This is a genomic window from Terriglobales bacterium, from assembly GCA_035651655.1.
Classification (GTDB): Bacteria; Acidobacteriota; Terriglobia; order Terriglobales; family Acidobacteriaceae; genus DASRFG01.
This window is the reverse complement of record DASRFG010000003.1, coordinates 57,595-68,486: the sequence shown is the minus strand read 5'-3', so window position 1 is coordinate 68,486 and position 10,892 is coordinate 57,595. Positions and strand designations below refer to the sequence as shown.

The window sequence follows — 10,892 nt, the reverse complement described above, 5'->3', positions numbered from 1 at the left end:
GTGCGCCGTCGCGATCGTGATCCCCCGCTCCCGCTCCTCGGGCGCGTTGTCTATCGAATCGAACGAGCGGAACGCCACCTTCGGGTTGTGCTTCGACAGCACTTTGGTGATCGCCGCCGTCAACGTCGTCTTCCCGTGGTCGATGTGCCCGATCGTCCCCACGTTCACGTGCGGCTTATTCCGTTCAAATTTCTCTTTCGCCATTGCCTATCTCCGTACGCTTTCTGTGAAATGAGTCTAATTAGACTTCGAAACTGTTTTCCCTTGCACACGCGCGATGATTTCCTCCGCCACCGAGCGGGGGGCTTCTTCATAGCGGGCGAAGTGCATCGAGTAAGTCGCTCGACCCTGAGTGGAAGAGCGCATGTGCGTGGCGTATCCGAACATTTCCGCCAACGGCACAATGGCCTTGATTACCTGCGAGCCGGCACGGTGCTCCATGCCTTCAATGCGGCCCCGACGCGAACTCAGATCGCCCATAATTGCGCCCGCGAAATCTTCCGGCACCACTACCTCAACCGACATCACCGGCTCCAACAACACCGGGCTGGCCTTTCGCGCGGCTTCTTTGAACGCCATGGAGCCCGCGATCTTAAATGCAATTTCGCTGGAGTCCACATCGTGGTAGCTACCGTCGTAGAGGATGGCCTTCATGTCGACCATTTCGTACCCGGCCAGGATCCCGCCTTCCATTGCCTCGCGAATGCCCTGGTCCACCGGCTTGATGTATTCCTTGGGGACTGACCCGCCGACGATCTCGTTTTCAAATACGTAGCCGCCACCTGGTTCCTGCGGTTCCAAACGAATCTTCACGTGACCGTACTGCCCGCGACCGCCGGTCTGGCGAATGAATTTGCCTTCGGCTTCGCTCTTTTTGCGGATGGTCTCGCGGTACGCGACTTGGGGCTTACCTACATTCGCTTCCACGCTGAACTCGCGCATCATGCGATCAATAATGATTTCCAGGTGTAGCTCGCCCATACCGCTGATGATGGTCTGCCCGCTATCCGGATCGGTGTGCACCTTGAAGGTGGGGTCTTCCTGCGCCAGCTTGGAGAGTGCCAGCGACATCTTTTCCTGGTCGCCCTTGGTCTTGGGTTCCACTGCTACGGCGATTACAGGTGCGGGAAATTCAATGGATTCCAGCACGATGGGGTGTTTCTCGTCGCAGATGGTGTCGCCCGTGGTAACGCCCTTCAGGCCCACGCAAGCGCAAATGTCGCCGGCATAAATCTCATTGATCTCTTCGCGCTTGTTGGCGTGCATTTTAAGCAGACGTCCGATGCGCTCCGACCGCTGCTTGCTCACGATGTACACGCTGTCGCCGGTCTTCAGATGCCCGGAGTAGAGGCGAATAAAGGTGAGTTGGCCGACAAACGGGTCGGTCATGATCTTGAATGCCAACGCGGAGAATGGCTCTTTATCGTCGGCTTTGCGCTGGACCGGATTTCCGGTGTTCGGATCAGTGCCTTCAACCGGCGGAATGTCCAGCGGCGACGGCAGATAATCCACCACCGCATCCAGCAGCGGCTGTACACCTTTATTCTTGAACGCGGTTCCGCACAAAACCGGGAACAACTTCAGTGCGATCGTACTTTTGCGCAGCGACTTTCTCAGCTCGGCAGGCGTGATGCTCTCGCCTTCCATGTATTTGTGCAGCAGGTCGTCGTCATTTTCCACGATGGTTTCAACCATCTGGTTGTGAAATGCGGCTGCCTTCTTCTCTAACTCAGCGGGAATTGCTTCCGTCACAAACTGCGCGCCCAGGCTCTCGTCTTTCCAGATGATCGCCTTCATTTCGAACAGATCAATGACGCCTTTGAACTTGTCTTCCTGACCGATGGGGAGCTGGATTGCTACGGGGCGGGCATTGAGGCGTTTGCGGATGGTGTCAACAGCGTGTTCGAAGTCGGCGCCCATCTTGTCCATCTTATTAATGAAGCAAATTCGCGGAACACCGTACTTGTCAGCTTGGCGCCATACTGTCTCGGATTGCGGCTCGACTCCGTGAACGGCGTCGAAAACCGCGCACGCGCCGTCGAGTACGCGGAGCGATCGCTCCACCTCGGCGGTGAAGTCCACGTGGCCGGGCGTATCAATGATATTGATCATGATGTCGCGCCAGAAGCAGGTGGTAGCGGCGGAAGTGATGGTGATTCCGCGCTCCTGCTCTTGCGCCATCCAATCCATGGTCGCAGTTCCTTCATGGACCTCGCCGATGCGGTGCGTCCGTCCCGTATAAAACAGGATCCGCTCCGTCGTCGTGGTCTTACCGGCATCAATGTGCGCCATGATGCCGATATTCCTGCAACGCTCTAATGGGACCGCTCTAGCCACGTTCTTTTTCCATTTCCTGAATCTGTAAAGTTGTTACCAACGATAATGCGCGAAAGCTTTATTGGCTTCCGCCATGCGATGCACGTCTTCTTTCTTCTTGATGGCCGCACCGCGGTTGTTCGCGGCATCGAGAAGCTCATTGGTCAGCTTGTCAATCATGCCCTTCTCACCACGTCCGCGGCTGTACGTAATCAGCCAACGGATCGCCAGTGAGGTGCGCCGGTCAGCGTTCACTTCCACCGGCACCTGGTAGTTCGCGCCACCCACGCGGCGGGTCTTGACCTCGAGCAGCGGCTTGGCGTTCTCGACGGCTTTCTTGAACAAGGTCAACGCGTCTGACCCGCCCTTCTCCTGAAGCTGAGTCATCGACTCGTAGAAGATCCCCTGCGCGGTGCTCTTCTTTCCCTGCCACATCATGGAGTTCACAAACTTGGTGACCAGGGGCGATCCGTACACCGGATCGGCGGCAACCTCGCGCTTCGATATGTGTCCTTTTCTTGGCATCAGTAAACGACCTCAATCCTTATTTCGGTCTCTTGGCTCCATATTTCGAGCGGCTTTGCTTGCGATTGGCCACTCCCACCGCATCCAGAGTTCCACGCACCACGTGATAACGCACTCCGGGGAGGTCTTTCACGCGGCCACCGCGAATTAGTACGATCGAGTGCTCCTGCAAGTTGTGACCGACCCCAGGAATGTAGGTGGTCACCTCAATTCCGTTGGTCAGCCTTACGCGTGCCACCTTGCGCAGTGCCGAATTCGGCTTCTTAGGCGTCTGGGTATACACACGCGTGCATACTCCTCTTTTTTGAGGACACGCCTGCAGCGCTGGGCTCGCCGTCTTGTACCGCGGCCTTTTCCGCCCTGCCTTCACCAGTTGATGAAATGTAGGCACTCTGTTCCTGCTCCTTCCAGTTAGCGGCACACACTGCCGTCCCCACAGGCACGGGCGCGCTCCCGCTCTGACCCTTTTGCAGGGGCTGGTCAGCCTTGCTGCCGACCATACTTCCGCCGCGCACTGGCGCAGAGGAGATTATTGGTCCGTTGTGGGCCTAACGACGGTGGCGCCCAGCCTGCTTTCGCTACCCCAGAAGGGTTAGCAAAGTTAGGAGGCGTTCCGTTTCGCTGGCCTCGGCCTGCATACCCTTCCGCAATTCCCGACTACCAGGAACCCAAGAGGGACGGAAGGCAGCGCAGGTATCCGTTTCAGCGAGGACGCCCGCAGCCTCAGACAACCACAGCGGGCGGTTCAACCTACAACAGCATTGCCATGTCCGAATGCTCCATTAGCAGAGCCGAGCACAGGCAAGCTAAACTTGACTCGCGGAACTCTACAAATATAACAACTCCGTTTGGGAGCGTCAACCAGCGCGCTCCCCTGAGGAACCGCAAACTCCAATCCGGCCACCCGCTTGCTGAAAAAATCCGCAGCCTCTAGACTGAAAGTTTCTCAATGAGAGCAAATTTGTCACGATGGTCAGGTCCGCTCGGCCTGCAGACTGAGCGGGGAGGGTTCATGGGTAGTGTGGGAGGGCAAAAGGCCAGTACTGCAGCACTGATATTGCTTCTAACCTTGGGAGTTGGTTGTGGAAGCAGCACCAAACCGCTCAATCCGGCAAAGGTCACTCTCACTCCCGCTGTTTCTTCGGTGAATCTCGGCGATGCGGTGCAGCTCACCGCGACGGCGTTCGATTTTCGAAATAACCCGATCCCTGCGACCCTCACCTTTCAGTCCACCAATCCCAAGATAGCGACGGTTTCTACAGGAGGAACCGTGTGCGGCGGCAAATGGAACGCCGCCTTTGTAATCTGCACCCCGGGGCAACCAGGAGTAGCGAAAGTGACCGCGCAAGCGGGAACCTTTGCCACCAGCGCGCCCGTGACGGTGTATGTCCATCCGGTGGCTACCAATATTCAGGTTACGGCGATAAATCCGGGTACCGGTCCTAATGGATGCGTCACCAGAGGACTCACTGAAAAATTTCAGGCGACCGTATTCAGCGGCACGACCGACATTACAGCCGAGGTAGGACCCGTGAGTTGGGGCGTGACTGATAGCAACGTGGCAACTGTAAAAACAGCCAAATTGCCTTTGAACCAGGTACAGATTACGGCCGCCGTACCCGGGGCCACGTCCCTCTTTGCCTCGGTAAGCGGCGTCAACAGCCCCGGCGTTTCTTTTGAAACTTGTCGTGTAAAGTCCGTCTCAGTCGCTGGTCCCAGTTCAGCCTCCTCCATAACCGTTGCCAAAGGCGCCCGAGTAACTGTCACCGCGGTCGTGAAAGACTCGGCGGGTGCTGCGATAAGCGCTCCCGTGACTTGGCTCACTTCAAATCCCGCGGCAGCCACTGTAACCAGCGGCAATGTGCTTGGGGTGAGCGCAGGCGGTGCGGCAATAACTGCTTCCTGCACTCCGCCCACGTGCAATACAAATTTGCCGCCGATTTACTCGAAGACTGCCGTGACAGCGACCGTGACTGGCGCATCTCCGGGTACGATTCTTGTCAGCAGCAGCGATTGCAGTGGCACGCCCGCCTGCAAGGTCTCCATGGTGCCGATTCCATTTCACCAGAACACTCCCGGGACCGCGATAACGCTGCCGGTTAATCCGAATTCCTTTTTGACGAATCCCGCCGGCACACAGGGATTTTTTGGATCGGATAACGGTTTGGCCGTCCTCAACCTGACCAACGGTAGCGCCCAACTCGCGTCTTCTGTTCACGGCAAAGTGCTGGCAGTGGCGCCCAATGGCGGTTCCGTCCTGGTCTCAAATACGACCGGTTTCAATGTTGTTGATATCGTAAATCCGAGTAACGGCAGCACACAGATATTGCCGATTTCAGGCGTAACTGCGGCCAGTTTCTCTCCCGACAGCCTGAAGGCCTTCATGGTAGGGGGCAGCAACGCTGCTCCCGCCCTGTTCATTTTTTCGAGCTCGCCGCTCCTTACCGTCCCACTGCCGGCGCTTGCCAACGATGTGACCTTCATGGGCACCGGCACATTTGGATTCGTGGCCGACGGCACGAATCCATCGGTCCTGCCATTTGCGACTTGCGACAATTCAAACCCGTTGGGGGTGGGTGGCGGCATTCCTATCACCGGCTCGGCAACACAAATAGCTCCCACTCCTAACGGAGCAGCCATCATTGCGGTTGCATCTCCCGGCATCAACGTGATCCCGGTGACCACGGACGCCACGGGATGTCCGCCCTCGTTTACCCCTCCTGGAACATCCCCAGCGCCACCAGTAACATTCCAGGACTTTGGGGCAGGTAGTTTTACCGCCAGTCAACTTCTGATTTCGTCGGATGGCGTGCACGCTTACGTCATCAGTGATTTGCCTAAAGTTCTGGCATTCAACATAAAGACCGGCACTGTTGAACCTGCGATTCCTCTAACGAATGGGGTGACGCCTCTCCGGGGCGCATTAACGAACGATGGAAACTTAATGTTTGTAGGCACCAGTGACGGCAAAGTCCACGTGCTCGACACCGTCGCGCATACTGATGTCCGCCAGATCAGCGTTACATTGTGCAGTGGTGGGGGCGTGACCTGTACGCCAAACCTGCTGGTTAGGCAGTAAGAACTGCCGCTGAAAGCGGCCAGGCTAGTCTGTTTAAGACGAGAACGCCGTGGCGTAATCTTCAGGATCGATTCCGTGGTACGTAAGGGTGTGTTTCAGTCGCTGCCGTAAATCGGCAGGGGTAGACTCCACAAATGCTTGCACCGCAGTTTCCATTGCGACCTCATCCTCGCCAGCTTCGCTGGTCAGGCTCTCAGCACGCAACTGTGTGGATTCCTGAACCGCGGTACGCGCCGGCGCCGGCAAGACGCGCAGCAGTTCTTCCAAAATTTCGTTAGCTTCATCGGACCATCTCATAGGGACCGATCAACTCCGCGACGGCGCGACTCCACTGTTCTCCAGGTCGCGAGCGACGCTGTCGAGTACGCCGTTGACGAATTGTACTGACTCCGGGCTAGAAAACTTTCGCGCGATTTCCAGCGCTTCATTGATCACCACTGCCTTGGGCGTAACCGGGAACCCTAAAAGCTCTGCCACTCCAGCCCTTAGGATGTTGCGGTCAACCGCAGCCATGCGGTCCATCCGCCAATGCTGTGCGTGTTGTTCGATCAATTTGTCAATCTCTGGCCCGCGCTCCAGTGCAACTCGAAACAGATCTTCGGCGAAACTGCGGACATCGTCTGACACGCTGTCTCGCTCCGCCCAGAAACTCTGGCAAACATCACCAAAATTCTGGTGGGCCATGTCGGCCTGAAAGAGCATCTGCAGCGCCAGTTCGCGTGATTTTCGCCGTGTACCCATAGAAACCAGTTCTCAGTGGCCAGTACTCAGTTTCGCGAGCGCGCCTTTCTCTTCGACATGACCTCGACTGATTTATTGCCGCCGCCCTTTGGCCGCCGACCTTCGACCCTAGACCGCCTGGCGACAACTTTAGTTAACGAAGCCATCTCCACGGCGGAGAGCGCCGCTTCATATCCTTTATTACCACTCTTCAGGCCAGCACGGTCAATGGCTTGCTCCAGGCTGTTGCAGGTGAGTACCCCCAAAGCATGCGGCACTCCCGTCTCCTGCGCCGATTGTCCAATCCCGCGGGTAACCTCATTGGCGATTACCTCGTAATGCAAGGTCTCGCCGCGCAGCAGACATCCCAGACAAATGATCGCATCCACTCCGCCGGTTTCCGCTAACTTGCGCGCCGCCGCTGGAATTTCAAAGCTCCCCGGCACGCGCACAATCCTGATGTCCTGCTCGCGGGCTCCGGTACGATGCAAGGCGTCCAGGGCTCCGCTCAGCAGCCGCTCCGTAATAAAGGAGTTGAACCGGCTTACGACAATACCGAAACGCACTCCTCGCGCGTCCAGATCACCGGAAATTCCCGGGGGATACTCCTGCAACTTACCAAAAATCGCGGTTTTGATTCCGCCCGGCAACTCCACTACAAACAACCGGCAGTTCCCCTGTTGATGGTCGGCAAGAAATCTGAGCTTTTGCTTGTTGAGTAATTGGAAAATCGAATCAGGATCCCTGACCTCCAGTAGCAGGTCGGTTCCTTCCGTCCCGTCGGGAACATCTCTGGCTCCCGCGCGGTTTATTTTGATTCGGCCTAGCGGGACTTTAAACGTCGCATTCTGCTCAGCCTCGACTGGCTCCAACTCCAGGCCAAGGGATTCGAGCACCTTCACTAAAGATTTGAACTCCGCTCCGGTCTTGACCGAGCGGCCGATATGGATAGCTTTCACCATCAGGATAATGAAGTGTAATCGGGAAGCTGAAACCTTACATCTGAAGGCCTACTCAGTGACGTCTCCGCCCGTGAGGTCACTTCCCCTTGAATTGCGGAGCGCGCTTCTCCAGAAACGCCGTTGTCCCCTCTTTTTTGTCTTCGGTGGCGCAGCAAAGACCAAAGAGCGTTGCTTCAAGATAGAGCCCTTCGGCCAGGGTCATCTCCATTCCCTTATTGACCGCTTCCATCGCGAACTGCACGGCCAGCGGAGCGTTGGCAATGATCTTTTGCGCAATAGCTTCAGCCCGCGGGATGAGTTCGGCCGGCGCAACCACCTCATTCACCAGTCCCATGCGCTGCGCTTCCTGGGCGCCGATCATTTCGCCTGCAAGCACCAGCTGCATCGCTCGTCCCTTGCCTACTAGCCGTGGGAGGCGCTGAGTGCCGCCGTATCCGGGAATGATGCCGAGCTTCACTTCCGGCTGGCCCAGCTTGGCATTCTCGCTGGCCAGACGCATGGTGCAGGCCATGGCAATTTCGCAACCGCCGCCCAATGCGAATCCATTAATGCAGGCGATTACCGGCTTGCCGCAGTTCTCGATCAGGTTCAACACCGACTGCCCTCGATGCGTGTACTCCTTCGCCTGAATGGGATCATTCTTCGCCAGCTCCCCAATGTCAGCGCCGGCGATGAACGCCTTCTCGCCCGTGCCGGTAAAAATTACCACCCGCGCCTCGCGGTCCTGCTTGATGGCATGAAATGCCTGCCGCAGCTCTTCCATCGTGGCCATGTTCAGCGCGTTGAGCACCTTCGGCCGGTTCACGGTGACATAGGCAATTGCGTTCCTTTTCTCGAACAGAATATTTTCGTAGCTCATGTGTCTGAATCCGTGTGGATCCGCCTGGCCCTCTAAAGTTTTACCGGCACTGGATTATTTGGATCGCTGTAATCGTAGAAACCTTTGCCGCTCTTGCGGCCGTACCAACCGGCCATTACCAGACGCTTGAGCAGCGGCGGAGAGGCGAAGCGCTTCTCCTTAAACTCGTCATACATAATGTGCGTGATGTAGTAGGTAGTATCGAGCCCCACAAAATCCAGCAACGTGAACGGGCCCATAGGATAACCGCAGCCCAGCTTCATGGCATTGTCAATGTCCGGCACCGAGCCCACGCCCTCCTCAAAAGCACGGATCGCATCCAACATGTACGGCACCAGCAGCCGATTCACAATAAACCCTGTCTTGTCGCTGGTGCGCACCGGCACCTTGCCCAATTTCTTGCTGAACTCGTAAACGCTTTCGTAAACATCGTCGACAGTGGCGATGGTGCGAACCACCTCCACCAGCTTCATCAACGGCACTGGATTAAAAAAGTGCAGCCCGACGAAGCGCTCCGGGCGGTTGGTTGCGGTCATGAGCTGCGTAATAGAGATAGAAGAAGTGTTGCTGGCGAAAATGGCGTCTTTCTTCACGATGGGATCGAGCGAAGCATACATCTTCCGCTTCTCGTCCACATTCTCGATGATGGCTTCAATAACAAGATCGCAGGCGGCGAGATCTTCTCTGCGAGTTGTTCCCTTCAGCCGCGCCCGGACCTTCTCAGGCGCTTCTTTCAGCGTGCCCTTCTCGGCGAGCTTGGCCAGAGACTTTTCAATTCCTGAAAATCCCTTGTCCAGCAGCTTCTGCTCGACCTCGAGCACGGTCACGTCGAAACCTGCGGTTGCGCACACCTGCGCGATGCCCGAACCCATCAGCCCACAACCGAGAACGCCGACCTTCCTGATTTCCATAGTTTTCTTCACTTACCGCAGAAAAAATCCCAAACCCTCGGTGAGCCTCTGTGTCTTCTGTGGTTAAACTTGTAAACTCTCCACGATCATCGCAATGCCTTGCCCGCCGCCGATGCACGCGGTCGCCAGCCCATATTTCTTCTTGCGCCGCCGCAGCTCATATAACAAGGTGATGATCAGCCGCGTGCCGGTCGCGCCCAGTGGATGTCCGAGAGCGATCGCGCCGCCATTCACGTTTACCTTTTCGCGATCCAGGCCCAGCTCTTTCTCAACTGACAGATACTGCGCGGCGAAGGCTTCATTTACTTCAACCAGATCAACATCGTCGAGCTTCAGCCCAGCCTTCTCGAGCGCAATCCGCGACGCCGGCACCGGCCCGCGCCCCATGATCTTCGGTTCCACGCCCGCAATCCCCCAGCTCACAATGCGCCCTAGCGGTTTGAGCCCGCGCTTCTGTGCCGCTTCAAGCGGCATCACTACCACGGCTGCTCCGCCATCGACGATCCCGCTGGCATTGCCGGCAGTCACCGATCCGCTTTTCCCGAATGCCGGCTTCAGTTTGGCCAGGCCTTCCATCGTAGTTTGCGGCCGCCGATGATCGTCTTCATTGAAAGACTCGCCCGTAGGCTGGCCGCGTTTATCGAGAAGCTGCACTGCGACGATCTCTTCCTGCAGCCGTCCGGTTTTGTGGGCGGCGTCGGCGCGTTGCTGCGATCGCAGCGCAAATTCATCCTGCATCTCGCGAGTAATTCCCTGCTCCTCAGCGTAAAGCTCGGCGGTGTTGGCCATGTACAGGCCGCAATAAGTATCGAGCAGCGCCACCATGAGCGAGTCTTCGAGCTTGCCCTCGCCTAGTCCCAGGCCCCAACGCGCGCCGCGGATCACGTGCGGCGCCTGCGACATTGATTCCATCCCACCGGCGAGCACCATCTTGGCCTCGCCCAGTTGGATCATCTGCGCCGCATTGACGATCGCCTGCATGCCCGACCCGCACAACCGGTTCACGGTGAGCGCCGGCGTCTCAATCGGCAGGCCAGCTTTAAGTGAAACGTGGCGCGCGCCATAGAGCGCATCGCCGGAGGTCTGCTGCGCATTACCGAAAACCGCATGATCAAATTCGCCGGGCTCGAGCCCAGCACGCTGTATCGCGCACTTCGACGCAATGGCGGCCAGGTCCATGGCAGTGAAGTCGCGCAATTTGCCGCCATATCGGCCCATGGGCGTGCGCGCCCCACTCACAATTGCGACATCGGATGGCTTCAACATCAGGAGGTCCTACAGGAAAACAATTCAATACTAGCCAAACATTTCAGTCTAGCAGTGGAGGATTGCGGGCAGCAACCGGCGACGCCGAGCGTCCAAATTAGGACACTACCCGCGGCCGGCAGCATCGGAACGGCGGTGTTGGGGTGGAGCAGCGCTTTAGCGCTGCGTAATGCGTTCCCAGCGACTCGGCTTTAGCCGCCGAGGTCAACAACCGGAGCACCCGCCACCGTGGAAGCCCACGGCTTCAGCCGTGG

General features: G+C 57.4%; 11 protein-coding genes. 1 reads left to right on the top strand and 10 read right to left on the bottom strand.

Features of this window, described 5'->3' with window-relative positions; translation table 11 throughout:
* The 4 genes from VFA76_02645 to rpsL all read right to left on the bottom strand — a co-directional run.
* Window positions 1-204: GTP-binding protein (locus VFA76_02645; protein ID HZR30738.1), on the bottom strand; the 204-nt coding region annotated here is incomplete at its 3' end.
* 33 nt (window positions 205-237) lie between these two features.
* Window positions 238-2,337, bottom strand: coding sequence for an elongation factor G (gene fusA, locus VFA76_02640; GenBank protein HZR30737.1), 2,100 nt, complete (start codon window positions 2,335-2,337; stop codon window positions 238-240).
* Window positions 2,338-2,370: 33 nt separating this feature from the next.
* Complete coding sequence (gene rpsG / locus VFA76_02635; protein HZR30736.1) at window positions 2,371-2,841, bottom strand: 30S ribosomal protein S7; 471 nt, start codon at window positions 2,839-2,841, stop codon at window positions 2,371-2,373.
* A gap of 19 nt (window positions 2,842-2,860) precedes the next feature.
* Window positions 2,861-3,232 carry a 30S ribosomal protein S12 gene (rpsL, locus tag VFA76_02630; GenBank protein HZR30735.1) on the bottom strand — a complete coding sequence of 124 codons (372 nt, stop codon included), beginning with the start codon at window positions 3,230-3,232 and terminating at the stop codon, window positions 2,861-2,863.
* A gap of 621 nt (window positions 3,233-3,853) precedes the next feature.
* Between rpsL and VFA76_02625 the strand changes: the two genes are divergently transcribed.
* Window positions 3,854-5,920 carry a hypothetical protein gene (locus tag VFA76_02625; protein HZR30734.1) on the top strand — a complete coding sequence of 689 codons (2,067 nt, stop codon included), beginning with the start codon at window positions 3,854-3,856 and terminating at the stop codon, window positions 5,918-5,920.
* 33 nt (window positions 5,921-5,953) lie between these two features.
* On the opposite strand, the gene VFA76_02620 is transcribed toward VFA76_02625, so the two are convergent.
* The 6 genes from VFA76_02620 to VFA76_02595 form a co-directional block, all read right to left on the bottom strand.
* The gene (locus VFA76_02620; protein HZR30733.1) at window positions 5,954-6,217 is read right to left on the bottom strand and encodes a hypothetical protein; all 264 of its coding nucleotides are present in this window, start codon (window positions 6,215-6,217) and stop codon (window positions 5,954-5,956) included.
* A 9-nt stretch (window positions 6,218-6,226) separates the two neighbouring features.
* Entirely contained in the window at window positions 6,227-6,661 is a 435-nt protein-coding gene (nusB, locus tag VFA76_02615) for a transcription antitermination factor NusB (GenBank protein HZR30732.1), read from the bottom strand.
* Window positions 6,662-6,687: 26 nt separating this feature from the next.
* The gene (gene ribH, locus VFA76_02610) at window positions 6,688-7,602 is read right to left on the bottom strand and encodes a 6,7-dimethyl-8-ribityllumazine synthase (GenBank protein ID HZR30731.1); all 915 of its coding nucleotides are present in this window, start codon (window positions 7,600-7,602) and stop codon (window positions 6,688-6,690) included.
* A gap of 76 nt (window positions 7,603-7,678) precedes the next feature.
* The gene (locus VFA76_02605; protein ID HZR30730.1) at window positions 7,679-8,461 is read right to left on the bottom strand and encodes an enoyl-CoA hydratase-related protein; all 783 of its coding nucleotides are present in this window, start codon (window positions 8,459-8,461) and stop codon (window positions 7,679-7,681) included.
* Window positions 8,462-8,493: 32 nt separating this feature from the next.
* Window positions 8,494-9,372 carry a 3-hydroxyacyl-CoA dehydrogenase family protein gene (locus tag VFA76_02600; protein HZR30729.1) on the bottom strand — a complete coding sequence of 293 codons (879 nt, stop codon included), beginning with the start codon at window positions 9,370-9,372 and terminating at the stop codon, window positions 8,494-8,496.
* A gap of 63 nt (window positions 9,373-9,435) precedes the next feature.
* Complete coding sequence (locus tag VFA76_02595; GenBank protein HZR30728.1) at window positions 9,436-10,638, bottom strand: acetyl-CoA C-acetyltransferase; 1,203 nt, start codon at window positions 10,636-10,638, stop codon at window positions 9,436-9,438.
* Window positions 10,639-10,892 lie beyond the last annotated feature (254 nt).

What these genes read in the sequence shown, in the direction of transcription:
- VFA76_02605 (HZR30730.1), bottom strand. Translation starts at nt 8,461, where the DNA reads ATGAGCTACGAAAATATTCTGTTCGAGAAAAGGAACGCAATTGCCTAT.
- nusB (HZR30732.1), bottom strand. Translation starts at nt 6,661, where the DNA reads ATGGGTACACGGCGAAAATCACGCGAACTGGCGCTGCAGATGCTCTTT.
- VFA76_02620 (HZR30733.1), bottom strand. Translation starts at nt 6,217, where the DNA reads ATGAGATGGTCCGATGAAGCTAACGAAATTTTGGAAGAACTGCTGCGC.
- VFA76_02625 (HZR30734.1), top strand. Translation starts at nt 3,854, where the DNA reads ATGGGTAGTGTGGGAGGGCAAAAGGCCAGTACTGCAGCACTGATATTG.
- VFA76_02595 (HZR30728.1), bottom strand. Translation starts at nt 10,638, where the DNA reads ATGTTGAAGCCATCCGATGTCGCAATTGTGAGTGGGGCGCGCACGCCC.
- VFA76_02600 (HZR30729.1), bottom strand. Translation starts at nt 9,372, where the DNA reads ATGGAAATCAGGAAGGTCGGCGTTCTCGGTTGTGGGCTGATGGGTTCG.
- ribH (HZR30731.1), bottom strand. Translation starts at nt 7,602, where the DNA reads ATGGTGAAAGCTATCCATATCGGCCGCTCGGTCAAGACCGGAGCGGAG.
- rpsG (HZR30736.1), bottom strand. Translation starts at nt 2,841, where the DNA reads ATGCCAAGAAAAGGACACATATCGAAGCGCGAGGTTGCCGCCGATCCG.